Here is a 19935-nt window from a genome sequence, read left to right on the forward strand (position 1 = left end):
GTTTGGTTATAAATTTTCTTTGACGAAATTGGTCAATTTCGTGAACAAATGTAGTCTTGTATTGCCCCCATAAATCCCGTGGTTTTTATCGGGGTAGATGGCCCAATCAAATTGTTTGTTGGCCTGCACCAAGGCCTCAATCATGCGCATGGTGTTCTGCACATGGACATTGTCATCCCCAGAACCATGCACCAATAAATACTTCCCTTTCAACAATTCTGGATAATTAAAAGGGGAGTTTTCATCATACCCACTGGCATTTTCCTGTGGGGTCTGCATGTATCGTTCTGTATAAATGGTGTCGTAAAATCGCCATGAGGTGACCGGAGCCACAGCAATGGCCATTTCAAAAGTATCATTGCCTTTTAGAATGCAGTTGGTGGACATAAATCCGCCATAACTCCATCCCCAAATACCGGTACGATCTTCATCGATATAGGAAAGTTCACTCAATTTTTTGGCGGCAGCAATTTGGTCTTCCACTTCGTACTTGCCCAACTCCTTTTGGGTCAATTTTTTAAAATCGCGGCCTTTTAAACCTGTTCCCCTGCCATCAACACAGGCTACAATGTACCCTTCTGATGCCAGTAGTTGATGCCAGTAATCATTGCTCCCCAACCAGGAATTGGCCACGGATTGAGAACCTGGCCCACTGTATTGGAACATGAATAGCGGATATTTTTTGTTAGGGTCGAAATTGGCTGGTTTGATCATCCACATGTTTAGGTCGTAGCCATTAATGTTGATGATTGAAAATTCCTTCGGAACAAATTCGTATTGCCGCAACTTGGTCAGCAAGGCAGAATTATCCTTGATGGCTTTTACCAGTTTCCCATCCGAAGCTTTGTGCAAGGTAAACTCATATGGTGTAACGGCATTGGAAAATGTATTGATATAATAGGTATAATCGGCGCTAAAATCTGCAGCATTGGTACCCTCCTTTGTGGAAAGACGCTTTTTCTTTTTTCCTTTTGTTGAGATGCTATAAATATCCCGATTGATAGACCCATTCTCCACAGACTGATAATAAATTCGGTCATGGGATGCATCGTACCCATAATATCTGGTCACCTCCCAAGGTCCCTCGGTAATCTGGTTTTTCAGCTTGCCGTCCTTCCCATATAAATATAAATGGTTGAATCCGTCGCTTTCACTGGTCCAGATAAAACTGTCATCTGCTAAAAAAGTGAGGTCGTCATCGATATCCACATAAGCCTTGTCGGTTTCTTCGAGCAGGACGGATGCTGAATTGTCTTGTGCATTGACATCCAACAATTTTAAATCGTTCTGGTGACGATTCAAGGTCTGTACGCTCAAATGGTCAGGATTGTTCATCCATTTGATTCTTGGAATGTAGTACGGTTCGCCCAAATTTACAGGAGTGATTGCCCCCGAGGCCACATCCAATAGATGCAAAGTGACTTTGGAGTTGGCTTCACCAGCCTTCGGATACTTAAATTCATATTGATAGGGATACAGATTTGTACCATAAACATCCATGGAAAAATGTGGCACGTCAGTTTCATCAAATTGAAGGAAGGCTATTTTGGTGCCGCTGCTGTTCCATTCAAAAGCACGGACAAAGCCAAATTCCTCTTCATACACCCAATCCGTAACTCCATTGATGATGGTTCCTTTATTGCCATCAGTCGTCAATTGCTTGGTGGATTTTGTGGCCACATCAAACAAATACATATTATTATCCAACACATAGGCAACTTTTAAGCCATCAGGGGAAAGCGTGGGCTCTTGAATTTTGGTGTTGGAAATTTTAGTAAGATTTTTTGAAGCAATGTCATATACATAATAAATGCCAAGTGTAGAATGCCGGAATATAGGCTCCACCTCTGTGGCCAACAACACTTTGGATTCATCATCACTGAATGTATAGGAGGTGAAATAAGGCACACTGCCTGTTGACGACACAATGGTCTCTACCCTTTCCAAAGTTTCATAGTTGTATTTGTCCAAACTACTGCTCTGTGGTGACCGTGAAAAATTAAGGATGGTGTATTGATTCCCATTTTTTAGGGAACGAAGCACATCCATTTGTTCGGTTTGGAATTCACCTCCCCAAATTTCCTCTAGGGTGATTTTTTTCTTCTGTGCGGTGGAAACGGTAAGAAACCCAATAACAGAAAAGAACAGGAGGAACTGTTTTCTCATGTGTAAAAATTGATTAAAAACTCCCAAGTTTACTAATATTTATCGAAAAAATAAACTTTGGTGTTGTATTTACAACAAGTTTAGGAGTCCTAAAGAAGGTTTGTTCCCTTCATGTAATTCAATGTATGAGCCAAAGTTCTATTATATTTATATTTGAAGCCTTTAACCAAACACTATGAACACTCCTCTTGAAGGATTCTCGAAACTCTCCAAAGCCGACAAAATAGATTGGATCGCCAAACATTACACCAAAGATGTAGAGGCAACCAAATCCATTTTGGAAAAATACTGGAACACAGACCCTAAGGTTCAGAAACTGCATGATGAGTTCATAGAAAATACCATTTCCAACTACTATCTGCCCTTTGCGGTGGCTCCCAACTTTTTGATCAATGGCAAGCTCTATGCCATTCCTATGACCATTGAGGAGAGTTCCGTTGTAGCTGCAGCGAGTAAAGCGGCAAAGTTTTGGTTGACCCGAGGCGGATTTAAAACAGAAATCCTTGGCACTGAAAAGGTGGGACAGGTACATTTCATCTATAAGGGAGATACAGAAAAACTTCAATCTTTTTTTGAGGAAATAGAGCCAGAGCTGCGAAAAAGTGTCTCGGACATTACCCTTAATATGGAAAAGCGAGGTGGTGGTATCACCAAAATCCAACTTAGGGACCTCAGCGACCAGATGGAAGGCTATTACCAACTGCATTGCACATTTGAAACCTTGGATGCCATGGGTGCCAACTTCATCAACTCCTGTTTGGAGCAATTTGCAAAGACATTGGAGGCCAAAGCGCAATCTTTTGATGGTTTTTCAGATGAGGAGAAAAATTTGGAGGTGGTCATGAGTATTCTCTCCAATTATGTGCCCAATTGTTTGGTAAGGGCAGAAGTAAGTTGCGCTATTTCGGAACTTAATGCCGGTGGAATGTCTGGTGAAGAGTTTGCCCAAAAATTCGTGCAGGCTATTGCCATTGCCAAAATTGAACCCTATCGCGCTGTGACGCACAACAAAGGCATCATGAACGGTATCGATGCTGTGGTTTTGGCCACTGGAAATGATTTTAGGGCTGTGGAAGCTGGAGTTCATGCCTATGCTGCGAAAGATGGAACCTATTCCAGCTTAACACATGCCACAATTGATGGCGACACCTTCAAATTTTGGATTGAGATTCCCTTGGCTCTCGGTACCGTTGGGGGCTTGACTTCCTTGCATCCTTTGGTGAAGCTTGCTTTGGAAATTCTTCAAAATCCATCCGCCAAAAAACTGATGGAAATTGTGGCTGTAGCCGGTCTGGCCCAGAATTTTGCCGCGGTGCGGTCCTTGGTCACCACCGGAATCCAAAATGGACATATGAAAATGCATTTGCTCAACATGCTCAATCAACTAGGGGCAACAGAAGCAGAAAAAATGCAGCTTGTGGAGCATTTTAAGCATCACGTTGTGACGAATGCTTCGGTTAAGGAAGCTTTGGAAAAGATTCAATCCCAATAATGCAGAAGGAGTTTTACAGCAACGGAAAACTGTTACTCTCGGGAGAGTACGCCATTTTAGATGGTGCACTTGGCCTTGCTGTCCCTACTAAATATGGTCAGTCGTTACAAGTTTCTGATTCAGATTCAGATAACTTACTTTGGATGAGTTTTGATGAGGAAAAGAAAATTTGGTTTCAAGCTGAAATTGAAACGGAAAATCTCAAAATTGAAACAACATCGGACGAATCAACCGCCCAAACCCTTGTAAAACTTCTTGTCGAAGCGCGAAGGCAAAACCCAAATTTTCTTTCCGAAAATAAAGGAGTTGATGTTGAAACCCATTTAGGATTTCCTCGTTCTTGGGGCCTCGGAACTTCATCCACCCTAATCAACAACATAGCGCAATGGGCCAAAGTGGACGCTTACCAACTATTATGGAATGCTTTTGGTGGAAGTGGGTACGACATTGGCTGTGCGCAACATAATACTCCGATAACCTACCAATTGCATAAAGGAAGACCTCATGTCAATCAAGTTCAGTTTGACCCAACGTTTAAAGAATTCCTCTATTTTGTGCATCTCAACCAAAAACAAAGTAGTAAAGAAGCCATTACCGCTTATCGGAAGCAATTATTCAATAAAGAAGAGCTCATTCAAGCGATTTCCTTACTAACCCAGCAAATGGTCAACGCTTCTTCTCTTGACGAATTTCAGTTACTAATGGAGCAGCATGAAGCCATCATGTCCAAGGTACTCCAAATTCCAACCGTAAAGTCACAACTTTTTATGGATTACTCAGGTGCTATTAAAAGTCTGGGGGCATGGGGCGGGGATTTTGTTTTGGTCGCAGGGGATGGGCAAACGTTGGATTATTTCAGTTCTAAAGGTTTTGACACGGTAATCCCTTTTTTAAGAATGGTGTTGTAATCGTAATGATATCCTGCTCTTGGTTCTACGAGAAAAGCTTCCACCTCTATTTATTGTCATTGAAAATGTAATAAATGCCAAACCCAATCCATAGATTCATATAGGGGTTTCATCAATTTAAGGGTATAATTTATCCATATACGCTCTATGTTTGGTTCTAAGATCAATTCGGAGCCATGTCATCCCAAAGTAAAGCCATATACCTTCAAGCATCCATTCTAGCGTTTACGTTGGCCAGTTTAAACTGCAATGCCCAGCTCGGTCAACAAAACAATAACAGACTGCAGCGTTTTTTGGAAGAGAGCTCCATTGTCAATTTTGAGGAAATCAAATCTGATGCCGTTGGTCAAATTCTAAAACACAACGTGTATTATATCACTCGAAAAACAAAGAACACTTTTGATACCTCCAAGACCCACGAGGATAAATTCATTGTTTTGGATACTGGTGAAACTATTGTTCACTTTGAGTGTCTGAATGACAATACCCTACTCCCAAAATTCTTATCCTTAATTCGGGATGATTTCATACTTGACCCGCAAACTGCACCTCTTTTTGAAGATTTACTCGACATTATTTACCCCATTGAGGAATGGAAAATCGACAAAAGGGAGATTGTTCAAAAAAATGGAAAATGGTATTTTCTAAGAGATGCCTACTTTAGAAGCAAACAAGGGTTTGAGGTAACTCTGGATTCGGATGGAAAAATCATTGCCATTTGCTACAAAATGAAATGGGATGAGCCCGATGGTTCATAGTAGATTAAAATCAATCCACAATACGCAGAATTTAATAGGGTATTTGTAGCTTAGTGACCAAATCTTTGTTGCCTTACGTAATGGCAAAGGGAGAAAAGCAATCTACCATGCGAATTTGTATCACGCGCTCCGAAAAATATGCCTATTCCGAAACTTTTGTAAGAGATCAAATTGCAGGTTTCTCTAAGCTGGCCGAAGTATTCCCAATACACAGTGGACGTTACCCTGAACGAGAGGAAAACGACGCAACTTTGAGTCCAAAGCCATTTTGGCTAATGCACAAAGTGGTGAAAACATTTTTAGGGAGAAACAATCTCTTTAGTGACTATGGTGTAAAAAAATACTTCAAGGAGCACAAAATTGAAGTAGTATTGGCCAATTATGGAATGTCTGCCTCACACATGGTCCCGCCTTGCAGGGCTTTGGGAATTCCTCTGCTTGTTATCTTTCATGGCCATGATGCTACGGACAAAAAGCTGCTTCAAAAATACCATGAAAAATATCAAAGGTTGTTCGGCTATGCCTCATTCATTATTGTGGTTTCCAACGAAATGAAAATGGGATTGATACATCTGGGAGCTCCTCCAGAGAAAGTTCGGGTGGTGCCCTGCGGTGTGGATACTCAAAAGTTCACTCCAAATACCAATCCATCTACTACTAGACATTTTATAGCCGTTGGTCGATTTACAGCAAAGAAGGGTCCGCTTTACACCATCAGAGCCTTTAATCAAGTCCTGAAAAAATTCCCTGATGCCAAGCTCACCATGGTTGGGAAAAAAGCTGGATTATACGACTCTTGCCAACAATTGGTGAACGAACTCAATATCCAAAAATCCGTAATATTTACAGGAGTATTGGAGCAGGACAAAATCTCGGATTTGATGAAGACATCCCTTGCGTTTGTGCAGCACTCCATCACTGCGCCAAATGGTGATATGGAGGGCACTCCCGTGAGTATTATGGAGGCCTGTGCCTCTGGGCTGCCAGTGGTAAGCACGTTACACGGCGGAATAAAGGATGCTGTAATCCATGGTAAAACTGGTTTTTTGGTCGAAGAAACCAATGAAAATGATATGGCCAAATATATGATTGAGCTTTGTGAAAACGCCGAGCTTGCCAAAGAAATGGGGCTGAAAGGGCGGACTCATATTCAGCAGGATTACGAGCAACAAAATCAGATTAAAAAGCTATATGATCTTGCCAAAGAGGCTATAGCATAGCGTGTAGCAAAAAAAAGCCTCCCAGATGGAGGCTTTTCTTATTCATTAGAGTTGAACTTTTTAATAAAAAGTAGCTCTTTTATCTTCAATTTCAGCTTTGTCTTTTAACGCGTTGTATACAGCACCATTTACACGGTTGGCTGCTGAAGTACGCAAGCTATTGGCATAGGTAGAGAAATTATCAACACCGGGGGCGGCTTCCTTTTTGATTACCTTAACCATAAACACTCCAGTAACACCTTCAATAAGACCAGAAGTTTGATCTTGGTCCAAAGTAAAGGCTCTACCAACCACAAGAGGCTCTCTACCAGCACCGGGAATGGTTGGAGCTTTAATGCTCAATGCAGTGGCACTGCTTATACTTACATTATTATCCGAAGCAAAAGCATCCATGGCTTTTCCTTGGTTGGCCAATTTAATTTGTTCTGCCTTGCGCTCTTTCCTTATTTCTGGCAATGCGGTTGCAGAAGCATCCTCCGGCGTCATAAGGCCTTTTTTGTATTTTTTGGTCAACTGCACAATGGCGTATCCGTTATTTACATTAAAACGTCTGATATCACCCACACTGGTCTCATCATTGAAGGCCCACTGTACAATGCTTCGCTGTGACCCTAAACCTGGAAGGTTCTCTTCCATTTCCTTGATTTTGTTTACAGGTCTCACGGTGTAGCTGCTCTCCCTAGCAATGTCTCCAAAATTCTCTGGCTCAGCATCTAAAGTGGACATTTCAAATTTGGTGGCATCAGTGAATAAGGTATTTATGGTTTCTTCGGAAGGCTCAATTTCCCGTGAAAGCGTAGCTACCTGAACAACATCTTGCTTGTCATCAATTTTAATGACATGGTATCCGAATTGGGTCTCAATCAAACCAATGGTTCCTGTTGGGTTACCAAAACAAAAATCGTTGAACTCATCAGCCATGACACCTTCTTGGAAATATCCCAAATCTCCACCTCTTGGTGCAGAAGGTCCATCTGAGTTGTCACGGGCCAATGTGGTAAAAACGGCTCCTTCCTTTTTGGCATCGGCCAAAAGTTCTTTGGCTCTTGCCTCGGCTTCATCCTTGGTTCTGGTAATGCTTGGGTTGGCGCGCTCAGCTCCTTCCCACGTAATGAGTATATGGCTGGCTTTTACGCTTCCATTGATTTTCTTGTCCATGATTTTGGATACGCGGTAGAAATCGCCATCCTTATAAGGACCATAGATTTCACCTACGCCCATGCTCATCAAGGTGTCAGCTGCTACAGACGGTAAATCATTTTTTGCTTTATAAATGGTATCAAACTTGGTATCGGAGTTTCGATCCAAGAATATGGCCATTTCTTTGGTGTTCCTAAATCCAGGAATGGTATCGGTGGCATCCTTTTCTTCAGAATACTCCACTGTATCACTCAACAATGCAGTGATGGCATCCTTCACCGCTGTTTCATCTTCCGAAGAAGCTTTTTCCTCAAAATAAACAAAGCGAACATCTCTTGCTTTTTCCTGTTGGAACTGATCTTGATGTTTGCTGATGTATGATTGAATCTCGTCTTTGGAAACTTGAACAGTACTATCAGGAATTGAAGTGTAAGGCACTCGAACGTACTGAATATCCACTTTTTTGTTGGCCAGTTCGTAATCGAATTTACCTTCAGCCAATGTAGCCCCTACGCCACCTTTGATCAAGTTAAAGTACATGCGTTCTTTGGCCGCTTGGATGATGGATTTCTCATCTTGCAACCATGCATCATAACGCAATGGGTCATTAGCTCTCCAATCTGCAATGGCACTTTTGAAGACTTCCTCGTTGAAGATTCCGTTTTCATCCAAAAAATCAGGAATTTGGGCATACCCAGAAGTTTTTACAAACTCGATAATCTGGTCGCTCTCCACATCAATCCCTAAATCCTCAAATTGTTGGTTAAGGATGGCTTTACGTACTTCTTGATCGTAAACGGTGTTCACCAATTGTGTTGAAGAGAAATTTGGACCGTACCTTCTTGAGGCAGTTTCCACTTCTTTTCTAAACTCATCAATGGAAATACTCTCCCCATTAATCTCAGCCACTTCGGAGCCCATTTTGCCCCCAGCAAAGTTATTGCTGGAAAAGACCCCTGATATTACAAATGCGAACAACGCCAGACCAATGATCAAGATCAAAATGGTTGTCCGTTTTCTAATATTCTCTAATATTGCCATTTTACTGCTTGTTTACTTTAATTTCAGTGGGCGAAAATACCACTTTCTTTTCAAATAGGAAAGGGTAAAAAACGCTGGAAATTGTTAATCCTCAGTGATAACACGCACGCTCACCAAATCGATTTTTGTGTTGGATACTTCTAAAATGTGAAAGACGAAATTTTCAATCTTAACTTCTGAATTCTGCTCTGGAATTTCTCCTGTCTCATTCATGATCAATCCGCCCAGGGTTTCATATTCCTCACTTTCGGGAAGTTCCAATTTGTAGGTTTCATTGATGTAGTCCACCTCTAATCGGGCGGAAAATTTGTACTCATTCTCGCTGATTTGCTCTTCATGCAAATCGGTGGTGTCATGTTCATCCTCTATTTCGCCAAAAAGCTCTTCTATAATGTCTTCTACGGTTAGTATTCCAGAGGTTCCCCCGTATTCATCCAGCACCACCGCCACACTTTTCCGTTTTTTGGTGAGTACGTTCAAAATATCTTGAATGAGCATGGTCTCGGGCACAAATTCCACCGGAAGTAGAATACTTTTTATGGTCTTTGGTTTTTTAAAGAGTTCATAAGAATGGACATAGCCAATGATTTCGTCAATGCTGTCCTTGAACACCAATATTTTGGAATAGCCTGTTTCGGTAAATAGTTTGGTGAGGTTTTTTGGCGTTTCATCCAATTCCACAGCCGTAATTTCGGTTCTGGGCACCATAACCTCACGTGCTTTGACTGTTGAGAACTGCAGGGCATTTTGGAAAATCTGGATTTCTGAATCGACCTCGTCCTCTTCTTCAACGGTCTCCATTTGTTCGGTAATGTAATCGCCCAATTCCAGTTTGGTAAAAGACAATTGCACCTCATCCCCATCAATCTTGAAAAATAGTTTAAGGATAAAGTCTGACACCTTAATGACAAACCAAGAAATAAATGAAAATAGGAGATAAAAGAAATACGCGGGAACGGCAAAGAACTTTAAAAGTGTATTGGAGTAAATCTGAAAAAGCACTTTGGGCAAAAATTCCGCGGTTAGCAGAATAATGAGGGTGGAAATTACGGTCTGCGTGACGAGGCTAAAATCCGTAAGCAATGCATTTAGAAAATCGTACTCGGTTGGCAACAATCCCTGAAACCAGTTCATCAGCAAATCCCCCATGAACATACCATAAATTACCAGTGCTATGTTATTGCCGATAAGCATGGTGGCAATAAATTTTGAGGGCTTTTCGGTTAGCCGCGTCAGCATTTTGGCCAAAAGTCCCTCTTGCTTCTTTTCAATTTCTATATGGATGCGATTGGCAGAGATAAAAGCAATCTCCATTCCTGAAAAGAAAGCTGAAAACAGTAATGATAGGAGTATGATGATTACCGAAGTATCCAAGGCTATTGCTGATTATCCTTTTTATGCTGTTCAAAGCGTTTGCGATATTTTCTTCTGAAGATGAACATCGCAATTGAAACCACCGCAAAAAATATGAAAATGTAGGTTTCTTTAGGCGCTACACTCCATAGGGTGGCAATCTTATAAATGGAAATGGCGGCTACGGCCAAGTACAGGTATTCCGTATATCGTAAAAATTTGATCATACTATTCGTCTTCTTTTATGGTCATAAGACCATAGGTTTTGTGGGCCTTGAAAAAACTAAAATCCCTATTGAAATCCATTCCTTCACCATCCATGACGGTTCCGTCTTCTGGATTGGTATAGGTAAAGGCCTCTTCAGTGAAAATCCAGTTATTTTTTCTGTCGTAGAACAATTGTGGTGTTTCCAGCTTTTTCCCATCATGACTCTCGATGACCACGTTGCCGCGTAAATCAATCAAGTTGGTCTGTGAGTATACGATTCCGTAGTCTGCGGTAATCACACTCTTTTGACTTTTTTCATCAAAAAAATCAACCTTAAGTCCTTCAGGAAAGGTACGGAATTTAAAGCTTTGGTTGTCAAAATCCTCAGATAATGGGCTCGACAGAATTGCAATGACTCTCGACTCGGAAGAATCTTGGGTGCTCAACTCTTCAATACTTTCCGTGTAGGTAAGTGTGAAATTTTGTGCAACCCCCTGTGGAAAAATGGGTTTGACTGCTTCCTCTCCCACCCTTTGGTAGTTGTCACCGCAGGACATAAAAAGGATTGCCACGGTAAAAACCGTGGCAAAACACTTAAATATATTTTTAGATGTTTGTCTCACCTTATAGATTCGGCACTGTAACGCTACCTCCTACCCAACAGTTGAAGGTAATGGTTTTTCCAGCCATCCCGCTGCTGAAAATCATTTCTTTGGTAGGGGCTTTTGCATCATAGCTAGCCGCCGTTTGACTTGCATGGCTACCCAAAGATGGATCTACACGTCCTGCCTTTCTTGCCATATCTGCAGCTTTCCAATAGATGGCTCTTTTTTCAAACGCAGATTCTCCACAGTCATTGGCACTACCGGCATAAAGGTTTGCAATCAACAAGTATGCTTTACCATTGGCGGGATTTGCATCAATCGCCTTCAGGGCATAGCTTCTAGCCTGAGACTTGCTGGTTCTGCGCACGGTAGTCGCAATTTTGTATAGGATATCAGATTTTTTATAGGAATCTGTTTCCAATTCCACCGCTTTGTTGAAATCAGCGATAGCACCATTGGTATCTCCAGATTTTTGCTTTAATGCACCACCGTAAAGATATGCACTTGCTGATGGTTCCAAGGCCAATTGGGCCTCGAACAACTTTCTAAACATGGGATCGTCCGTACAATCTTTGGAGAACATTCTTCCCACTGCTCTTTTTACCCAAGCAACATCACCTTTTTTCTCCTCATAACTTTTCTCATAAAGAGGGATAAGGTTGTCACAATCTGCCAAAGCACCCAATTTGGAATCGATACTGGCTCCTACCTTACCGTAGGACTCAGAGTTTGTACTGGCAACCCTTAGCATGCTTTTTTCTTTGGATGTAAGTGTCCCCAATGAATCCTTAGGAAGCAATTTGGTGATGACATCAGTCAACTTTTGGTTTTCTGCTTCAACTTTTTCGGTTACATCATCATAGGTATCAAATACATCTTGAAGGTCTTTTTTACCTGCTCCGTGCAAATCTACCAAGCTAGAGAAATATAGGTACAAAGCCTTAGGGTTGGTGAAATTCTCCCTATCCTCTTTAAAGGCTTTATCCAACATTTTAAAGATTTCCTCATCAGAAGCCATTTTATTGTCATAAAGCAAAAGGGCTTTGTCTATTCCAACATCGGCTGGTTTATAATTCTGAGGGAAATATTTTATGCTGTTGTCATACAATGACAACAATTCTTGGATGTAGCCATCTTTATCCGCGCCGGTGGAATTTGCAATCTTGTGGTCCAAGATTCGCTCCCCGTACGAAAAATTAGCCTTGTTGATGTCTGGACAGCTTTCATAAACCATTTTCCATGGTTCATAAGCAGCATCGTAATTTTTTACCTTAGCGTGTTCTGCGTAAATGGAAAGATTGGTCATGCACTCTGGGTTTTGTGCCTGAGCCATACTTAATCCCGTCGACATAATGACCGCTATCATCGTTAAGTAGTGTTTCTTCTTCATCTTACTGATTTTTAAAGTGGTTAAAGTACAAATTTTCATTAAAAAATCCTCCTACAAGGATTCATATGGTCGGTTAATTATGATTTTTTTAAAAAAAGGCCTTATCAATTTATTTTTCTTTTTTCAAACCACCTAGCATTTAATGATAATCCCACATTGACTTTAAAATAACTTTCTTCAATCAATGCAGCATCAGTGGTTCCTCTTCTTCCCAACTCAAATCCGAGGTTCAAATTTGAGAAGGCTGATTGATACGTAATACCTCCAATCGGTAATCCTAATCCAAAAGTTATGCCAAAATTGTTTATCTCTTTATTGTTGACCTCTAAACCACTTACATCATAGCGTAATCCAGCTCTGTATGTAACTCTTTTAAAATAGCTTGAAAGGGAGCGATGGTCCGGCACCCAATAGCCCCCGAAGGCATAGGTGCTCGCATCATTATAGGTAACATTCTCCAATCCAAGGAAGGTGTTCTCAAAATCGCTGAACTGCTGAAAGCTATATTCAGCCCCCATAAACCAGCGTTTATCTTCACCAAATCCCAAACCAACAGTGGTGCGGGTGGGCATCTTTAGTTCGGTGTTTCTTCTGTTGGTGGCATCGAGGTTCACATCAATGACCTCAATATCGCTTCCTGTTACCAGAGAAAACGACCCCAATCGCTGTGAATTTTTGGAGACCAGATTCCCTTGCGTGTTCACCCGAACGGAGGTAAACAGGGTGTATTTATCTTTAATGGTAGGGGTATAGTTTAAACTGTAGTTAAAGTCATACCCATTAATTCTTGACTCCCGGTTGTCCAACGTTCCAAACTGGACATTTTCCACACTCTGGATACGTTGATAGGTAAGGGTTCCGAAGTTATAATTGGCCGTGACACCCAAACTTAGGTTCTTAATTGGTTCAAAACCGAACGAAACGTAGATACGGTTCAAACCCCCTTCGCCTGAATAAATATTGGTGACCATGGAACCGGAACCAGTTGTGGTCTCATCCCTAAGGCTATATCCAACGGAAGAAAGCGGCATCAATCCAAAACCCATCCCAACTTTGTCAGCTATTGGGAATCCGATGGACAAATAATCCAAATTGGTGGAAGATATGCGTTGTTCCTCGGTCCAATCCTTTAAACGGTATTCGGTATGGCCAATTCCCGCAGTATAGGTGGTAAGCCGTAATTTGGAATAGGCCGCCGGGTTTTGAAGGTTAACGTGGATACTATCCGCATACATCCCCATTCCGCCCATCATTTGGTTTTCCACCGTACCGGAATTTCTAAGATCTCCTATCCCAAAATATGAATATGGTGATATGGTACCGTTTTGCGCAAAAAGGCCCTGTGCGGCCACGCAAAAAATTGCAATCAAAAATTTCTTAACCATCTAACGTTTGTTGTATTCCAGCAAGCAATTGAGCCCCTCCAGGAGAAATTTAGAATTCGCAAATATGGTGTTTTTTAGCCTTTTCGCAAAAAAATGGGCGTCGCCCCCTGTTAAAATAACTGTTAAATGTTGAAAACGACCACGATACTGCTCAATCACCCCATCCACTTCTTTCGAAACCCCATTGATCACCCCACTGTGCATGCTGGTTGCGGTGGAATTCCCAATAAAATCAATAATATCCTCCGGTTCCAGCAGCGGGAGTGCCGCAGTTTGGTTGTGCATGGCCTTGTACCGCATGCGTATGCCCGGTGAAATGGCCCCACCTACATATTCCCCAAAATTGTTCACCATATCATAAGTTATGCAGGTTCCGGCATCAATGACCAAGGTATTTCCGCGGGGGTTGTGATAAAATGCTGCGGTGGCCAAGGCCACTCGGTCCATACCTAAGGTATGGGGCGTGGCGTAGCTGTTCTTGAACGGCACTTTGGAATCATGCGTGAGCACGTGCACCTTGCAGAACAGAGCCACAATATCGCGCTCCTTTCGGTCCAGTTTGCCTACGGAGGAGATAAGGGCATTGTTAATTTTGGGGTACTGCTCAAACAATTCCTTGACCTTGGAGAGAAACAGGCCCGACTCCGAACTTTGGTCATAAATAAGCTTGCCATTTTCAAAAACGGCATATTTAATAAGGGTGTTGCCAATGTCTATGACCAGATTCATGCTGCAAAGATCGAGAATTGCAAAAAAAGGAATGCCTTTTTTATGGTTTTTGTTTGTATATCCTAATTTTGAAATTATATTTGCACCCGCCTTCGCGAAACGAAGTTCCGCTGCGGCGGGCAAGCCCGCCTGATGTAAGGCATAATTGAAATACTGGTACCTTAGCTCAGTTGGTAGAGCAACGGACTGAAAATCCGTGTGTCCCTGGTTCGATTCCTGGAGGTACCACACAAATTCAAACCCTTAACTATTGAATATCAACTAGTTAGGGGTTTTTTAATTCCGCAAAACACTCTTTGGGTACCAAATTGGGTACTAAAATTCACCTTTTTTTCGTATATTGTATAGAGAAATCAGAGGTTGAAATGGGGTTATATCCACGGTTAGACTACAAAAAGAGTAAAAAAGATACCACCAAAGATGATGAAGTGAGGGTGGTTATCGATTACTACTATAACGGGGAGAGAACAAAAATCACCACAGGGGTTTCTTGTTTGGTTAAGGATTGGGATGAAAATTGGAGAAAAAAACCTTCCAAGAAACCGATAAGGACAACGGATAGGGAACACCGAGGAAAAAACTTATTGATTCAAAATAAGTTGGATGAAATAAATGGGGTGGTACTTACCATACAAAAACAAGATAAGGAACCCGTTGTACCACTCGTAAAGAGTTATTTAAGGAAGGAACGGAAGGAAAGAAAGGAAGGTACACAAAGGGAAATACACTTCTTACCCTTGCTGGTGGAGTATGAAAATTACATCAAAAGTGAACATTACGAGAATAGGGAAAGTACAAGGAGATGGGTACTCTCTTGTATAAAACAGATTATAGAATACACCACTTATTATCAGAATAAAAACAATACACTTCTTTTCCCCGATGAACTTGATAGGGATTGGGTATATGGGTTCATCAAATGGAGTTTTGATTCCAAAGGGTTAAAACCCTCCACGATAAAGAAAAGGGTAAAGGTACTCTCCCACTTTTCAAATTGGAGTAAAGAGAAGTACAACACCACATTCCAAATCAGAAAACCGAAAAAGGTGTTTTTGGGAACTGATGAAAACCTTGATATAGTTTTTCTTACCAGGGACGAGGTGGTGAAACTGTACAAGTATAAGGGGTTTGATGAAGAAAACCCCGAACACGTAAAGATACTTACCAAGGAAAAAAGACTTACCTATATGGAAGATAGGTGGGTACACTCCAAAGAAGGGGAGAAAAGTAGAACCTACACCACTTTTGAGGTGTATAAGGATATGTTGGTTTTTCTTGTGAACGTGGGTTGCAGATGGGGGGATTTGGTGGATATGAAGGTGGGGGATTTGGTATATGATAAGGTAGTTGATAAAGAACAGGGATTTACGGTTGGGTACTTTTCGTATTATATGGGAAAGATTAAAAACCAAAGAAATATGGTTAAAGTACCAAGGAACAAGATAACGTTTGAGATATATAAGAAATACTCCACGGGTAAAAACTTGGAACACCATATTTTTCCACGTACCAGATATGGAAATAGTATAACGAACCAAAAATTCAACAACTACATAAAAGAGGTTTGCAGGATAGTTGGATTAAACCGAAAGGTTAAAAAAACGGAGTGGAACCTGAACGGTGAAGAAATTAAGGATAGTACCGAATATCTCTCTTTACACGAGGTAGTTTCTTCCCACATCGGTAGAAAAACGTTCATTAGAACACACATCCAAAAAGGAACCCCGATTAGAACGATTATGAAAATGACCGGACACAAGAGTAGAAAGGTGTTTGATGGTTATTATGAGATACTTGACGAGGATATTAAGTACAAGAACGATGATTTGTTTAGTGAGATGATAGTGGAGGAAAACAAATCCTTGAAAACCCAAAAGGTGAAACCTCAGCAGAAAACAACTTCCCCATTTTCCAAAGAAAAGGAACAAGAGATAGAAAAACTTAAATATTCCCTTGATAAGGAATGGATTACACAGGAAAAGTACGATGAACTTTTCCAAAAAATGATTATCGGTGAATAAGATACCCTCCAAGAAAAGAAGAAAGGAACTCCGTAGAGAATACGAAAGAATACAAGGGTTGAGGTACCTGCAAGAATTGGATAACCAACCAGATATCACGTGGTTTGATTGGGTAGGTTATATGTTGAGGTACAATTAGAACTTCTTTTTTTCTTAAAAACGTTAAAGTTTCCACTTTTTTCCAAAAAACCTTACGTTTTTCTTTTTTCCACATACTTATAGTTGAACACCTTTTAGTACGAGAGTACGAGGTTAAAAATTGATGGAACCGATTAGGGTATATGGGTACTTTATACCCAGTAACCAACTATAAGTGATATGGATAAAGTTATATGTACGATACGAAAATGGGATTACAGAGGGAACAAAAGGTACAATCCAAGTATAAAGAACCTCAACAAACAGATACACACCCTCCACAAGAAGTTAAAAAAGAAGGATACGGTATATACCACCTACACCATTGAAAGGGATGAAGGAAGGAACGGGTACCACGTACACTCCCTTTTCCAGTACAAGGATAAAGAGAACCTCCACGAAAACCTGCAAAAGTTCGTTGGTGGTGATATAAATAAAAAAGGAAGTTTTGATACTTGTTTTGGAAAGTGGGGAACCATATTTATAGATGATGTCAGAGATGAAAACCAATACAATAGATACATGAACAAATTTGTGAACAGAACAAGTAAAACACTTGTATAAAAAGGAGTAACTATGATAGATGGAATAAAAAACAAAGATATACTCACCGAGGAACAACAGAGATTACGGAATATGGAACTTATCGGAATGGAACTTGACGAGAACCAAGTGGATAAATTAAAGAAGTACGTGGAAGATAAGTTTGATATGGTTGATTTGGAAGAATTTATCTGGGAGTTTGAGTTGGAGAACGGTTATGATGAAAAAGGTAGTGATGAACTTGAACTCAATAAGATTATGGATGAAATATGGGGTGATGAACTGAATGGATTGCAGTTGGAGAACCTTGAAATAAATGATGGGAATGAATACGAGATAGGATATAAGAACCCCTACGGAAAATACGGTGGAATGATAAAAAAGTTTGATGGTGAAAACCACTTCCAGAATTGGTACAACTTTATGGATGGTAAAGGATATAAATTGATTACAGTAAATAAATTATGATGGAAAGATATACAATGGATGAACTGACGGAAAGGTACAACGTCAGTACAAGGACGATATACAATTGGATAAAGGAAAAAGGATTACCCATCACACAGATTACACCTCAACAGAGATGGGTATATAAAGAGGATTTGGAAGAATGGGAAAACTCATTTAGAGAACCCGTCAGAGGTTAAAAGAAATTATATGAATGTTTGATATACTAATATGATGAACCTCCACACAGAACCCCCAGCAATAACCTTGACGGGGGTTCTTCTTTTGTAAGGAATAAAACACACCTTTATTGAAACCTTAAATATTTAAGGTTTTGGAAAGTAAGGATGGTGGTATTATAAATTAATGATAATATTGAATCAACCTATCTTCAATGTCTGAAGGTAAATTATCCGAAGACAACGTTGTACATCTAACATAGTTATGTTGATTATCATAGATATAATTTTTCGATATAGAATATCCTCCCAAAAACTCACCATCCAAATTGTATGATTCAGAAAAAATAGAAACTTCATTATTCCAATTATCGTATTCTTTTTCTACTATCTCTTTGACCTTTAAAAAACCAGAAAGATTAATAAACTCTGAATAAATTATGTTATCCGAGAAATCATATTTATACTGCACACTTGAGGTTAAACTTGAATAATCATAAACGTCTGATTTCACTATTCTTCCCTTATAATCATAACTCTTTACATATTTATTTGAAACTTCCCCACCTTGATAGAATGTCTTTAGAATCTCATTACCATTATCGTCATATACATGAGTAACCTTAAACACACCTATAGAATTGTTATATTCTTCACTTATGACTTTTCCTTGATTGTTGAATTGGTATTGGTGTAAGGGTGATTTCTCTAAAATTTTCCCATTTCCGTCAAGGGTTGTTTTACGTTTCATAAATCCTTCATCATCAAGTTCATATATTTCTTTTGATGTTATATTTCCACTTCTGTTGAGGTTTAAAATCTCTATGAGATTCCCTTCTCCATTATACTTCATTTTTTTCCATGATTCAATCCTTTCACTTGAGTCGTATTGAACCATCTCTATTATTAATCCTTGAAAATTGAACTTAATTAATTCAGAAGATATGGGATTCATCTTTGAGTTGTCAACTCGATAATTCTTTGTTTTCAAGGACTTAACATTACCTCTCAAATTGTAAAAACTTAAATCATCCTTGTTAGTCTTTATTTTTTCTCCGTATGACCTTTGACTATACAAAGGAGATACAACTAGAATACTAATAAAAAAGATTATCACATTTTTCATAATAATTGGTGTAAAATACTACTCTCTAATTTAACCCTTAATCAATATAGAAACTTCGTTTTGGTTTGATATTTACGTTTTGATTAGGTCTTTCAAATTATTCAATTAAAAGTTATTACCCCAATCTTTTATAATTTCTTGTAAAAGTACCCCCACCCCCCTTGTTTAAATACCGTAAAACACCAGTTTATATATCGGAACTGGTTTTTTTGCATATAGGAACTTTTTCTTACCCACCATCATATTTATAGTTGGAACGAATTATTATGAACCTAAATGAAAAAATATGAAGAATATAGTACCAAGTTTTGAATTGGATGGATTGAAAAAACTACTTGAAGAAAGTGGAATACAGGGTGTGATGAAGTACACGGACGTCATTGTCTTGAACCACCTGATAGAAAGGGGTGTTATCCCTTACCAAAGGGATAAAATGATAAGTACCCTTAAAGAAGATACCGATATGGATTATTCCAAGATTATGGATTTAGTGAACAAATACGATAAATGGAAAAAGTACCTACCCTCTTACTCCTTGCAACTGAACCAAAAACTGGATATGATAAATACAAAGATGGATACCGTTGTACCCTTCAGAAAAATAAATGAAAGTATGATTGGGTTTGTACCCGATACGAAGGATAGGGATAAGATAAAGGTTATGAACGGTTCGAGGAACCACCTGATTATATTGGGTACCGTTGATAAAAGGGATTGGAGTATAAACTGGAACGAGAACTGGATTATACAACCAGAGGTGAACAGATATGTTATCGGTGAGATAAAGAGGTTGAAAAAAGAAAATTGGGTATAAAATGGAAAATTATTTTGAGGAAAAAATAAAAGGGTTGGATGAATACCGATGGATTACCGTGGAAGATTGTAGTGAGAAATTGGGAATATCCACAAGAACAGTATTCCAGTACTTGAAGGATGGGAAAATCAAAGGTGTAAAATGGAAGAAAAGAAGATTGATAGATACCGTTTCAATAATGGGGTTCTTAATCAGAGAAGGGGTTATGGATAAACCATAACATAGTACCCCACCAAAAAATCAAACTGGTACCCCGAATATTTTGATTGCAC

19 protein-coding genes and 1 tRNA gene are annotated in these 19935 nt (G+C 39.8%); 11 read left to right on the plus strand and 9 right to left on the minus strand.

Annotation, left to right across the window (positions count from 1 at the left end):
• Window positions 1-6: 6 nt before the first annotated feature.
• A complete protein-coding gene (locus ACFSJE_RS08015; protein ID WP_379830468.1) occupies window positions 7-2166 on the minus strand; it encodes a S9 family peptidase in 2160 nt (719 codons plus the stop codon).
• Window positions 2167-2341: 175 nt separating this feature from the next.
• Here ACFSJE_RS08015 and ACFSJE_RS08020 point away from each other — a divergent pair, with 175 nt between their 5' ends.
• The 4 genes from ACFSJE_RS08020 (at window position 2342) to ACFSJE_RS08035 (ending at window position 6544) form a co-directional block, all read left to right on the plus strand.
• Window positions 2342-3658: a hydroxymethylglutaryl-CoA reductase, degradative gene (locus ACFSJE_RS08020; RefSeq protein WP_379830469.1), complete on the plus strand. Its 1317-nt coding sequence runs from the start codon at window positions 2342-2344 to the stop codon at window positions 3656-3658.
• On the plus strand, window positions 3658-4566 hold the full coding sequence (locus ACFSJE_RS08025) for a GYDIA family GHMP kinase (RefSeq protein WP_379830470.1): 909 nt from the start codon (window positions 3658-3660) through the stop codon (window positions 4564-4566). Before ACFSJE_RS08020 ends, ACFSJE_RS08025 begins: the two co-directional genes overlap by 1 nt.
• Before the next feature lie 176 nt (window positions 4567-4742).
• Entirely contained in the window at window positions 4743-5324 is a 582-nt protein-coding gene (locus ACFSJE_RS08030; protein ID WP_379830471.1) for a hypothetical protein, read from the plus strand.
• Between the two features lie 107 nt (window positions 5325-5431).
• A complete protein-coding gene (locus ACFSJE_RS08035) occupies window positions 5432-6544 on the plus strand; it encodes a glycosyltransferase family 4 protein (RefSeq protein WP_379830472.1) in 1113 nt (370 codons plus the stop codon).
• A gap of 60 nt (window positions 6545-6604) precedes the next feature.
• Here the strand turns inward: ACFSJE_RS08035 and ACFSJE_RS08040 are convergent, their stop codons facing one another.
• The 7 genes from ACFSJE_RS08040 to ACFSJE_RS08070 form a co-directional block, all read right to left on the minus strand.
• Window positions 6605-8725, minus strand: a complete 2121-nt coding sequence (locus ACFSJE_RS08040; RefSeq protein WP_379830473.1) for a peptidylprolyl isomerase — start codon at window positions 8723-8725, stop codon at window positions 6605-6607.
• A gap of 84 nt (window positions 8726-8809) precedes the next feature.
• Window positions 8810-10099 (minus strand): hemolysin family protein, encoded by a 1290-nt coding sequence (locus ACFSJE_RS08045; protein WP_379830474.1) that lies wholly within the window; start codon window positions 10097-10099, stop codon window positions 8810-8812.
• 2 nt (window positions 10100-10101) lie between these two features.
• The gene (locus ACFSJE_RS08050) at window positions 10102-10305 is read right to left on the minus strand and encodes a hypothetical protein (RefSeq protein WP_379830475.1); all 204 of its coding nucleotides are present in this window, start codon (window positions 10303-10305) and stop codon (window positions 10102-10104) included.
• 1 nt (window position 10306) lies between these two features.
• Window positions 10307-10909: an LPS export ABC transporter periplasmic protein LptC gene (lptC, locus tag ACFSJE_RS08055; RefSeq protein WP_379830476.1), complete on the minus strand. Its 603-nt coding sequence runs from the start codon at window positions 10907-10909 to the stop codon at window positions 10307-10309.
• A gap of 1 nt (window position 10910) precedes the next feature.
• The gene (locus ACFSJE_RS08060; protein WP_379830477.1) at window positions 10911-12281 is read right to left on the minus strand and encodes a hypothetical protein; all 1371 of its coding nucleotides are present in this window, start codon (window positions 12279-12281) and stop codon (window positions 10911-10913) included.
• A 104-nt stretch (window positions 12282-12385) separates the two neighbouring features.
• Entirely contained in the window at window positions 12386-13666 is a 1281-nt protein-coding gene (locus tag ACFSJE_RS08065; RefSeq protein ID WP_379830478.1) for a hypothetical protein, read from the minus strand.
• Window positions 13667-14395 carry a type III pantothenate kinase gene (locus tag ACFSJE_RS08070; protein WP_379830479.1) on the minus strand — a complete coding sequence of 243 codons (729 nt, stop codon included), beginning with the start codon at window positions 14393-14395 and terminating at the stop codon, window positions 13667-13669.
• A gap of 155 nt (window positions 14396-14550) precedes the next feature.
• On the opposite strand from ACFSJE_RS08070, the gene ACFSJE_RS08075 reads away from it, so the two are divergent.
• The 5 genes from ACFSJE_RS08075 to ACFSJE_RS08095 all read left to right on the plus strand — a co-directional run bounded on the left by ACFSJE_RS08075 (window position 14551) and on the right by ACFSJE_RS08095 (window position 17744).
• A tRNA-Phe gene (locus tag ACFSJE_RS08075) sits at window positions 14551-14623 on the plus strand.
• 137 nt (window positions 14624-14760) lie between these two features.
• Window positions 14761-16416: a tyrosine-type recombinase/integrase gene (locus ACFSJE_RS08080; protein ID WP_379830480.1), complete on the plus strand. Its 1656-nt coding sequence runs from the start codon at window positions 14761-14763 to the stop codon at window positions 16414-16416.
• Window positions 16417-16734: 318 nt separating this feature from the next.
• Window positions 16735-17118 (plus strand): hypothetical protein, encoded by a 384-nt coding sequence (locus tag ACFSJE_RS08085; RefSeq protein ID WP_379830481.1) that lies wholly within the window; start codon window positions 16735-16737, stop codon window positions 17116-17118.
• 12 nt (window positions 17119-17130) lie between these two features.
• On the plus strand, window positions 17131-17565 hold the full coding sequence (locus ACFSJE_RS08090) for a hypothetical protein (protein ID WP_379830482.1): 435 nt from the start codon (window positions 17131-17133) through the stop codon (window positions 17563-17565).
• Window positions 17565-17744 (plus strand): helix-turn-helix domain-containing protein, encoded by a 180-nt coding sequence (locus ACFSJE_RS08095; protein WP_379830483.1) that lies wholly within the window; start codon window positions 17565-17567, stop codon window positions 17742-17744. The genes ACFSJE_RS08090 and ACFSJE_RS08095 overlap by 1 nt, the downstream gene beginning before the upstream one ends.
• 163 nt (window positions 17745-17907) lie before the next feature.
• On the opposite strand, the gene ACFSJE_RS08100 is transcribed toward ACFSJE_RS08095, so the two are convergent.
• Entirely contained in the window at window positions 17908-18849 is a 942-nt protein-coding gene (locus ACFSJE_RS08100; RefSeq protein WP_379830484.1) for a hypothetical protein, read from the minus strand.
• Between the two features lie 286 nt (window positions 18850-19135).
• Between ACFSJE_RS08100 and ACFSJE_RS08105 the strand changes: the two genes are divergently transcribed.
• Window positions 19136-19663, plus strand: a complete 528-nt coding sequence (locus tag ACFSJE_RS08105; protein ID WP_379830485.1) for a hypothetical protein — start codon at window positions 19136-19138, stop codon at window positions 19661-19663.
• A 1-nt stretch (window position 19664) separates the two neighbouring features.
• Window positions 19665-19883, plus strand: coding sequence for a helix-turn-helix domain-containing protein (locus tag ACFSJE_RS08110; protein WP_379830486.1), 219 nt, complete (start codon window positions 19665-19667; stop codon window positions 19881-19883).
• The last annotated feature ends 52 nt before the right edge of the window (window positions 19884-19935 follow it).

Source organism: Flagellimonas iocasae (genome assembly GCF_042682725.1).
GTDB classification, from domain to species: Bacteria; Bacteroidota; Bacteroidia; order Flavobacteriales; family Flavobacteriaceae; genus Flagellimonas; species Flagellimonas iocasae.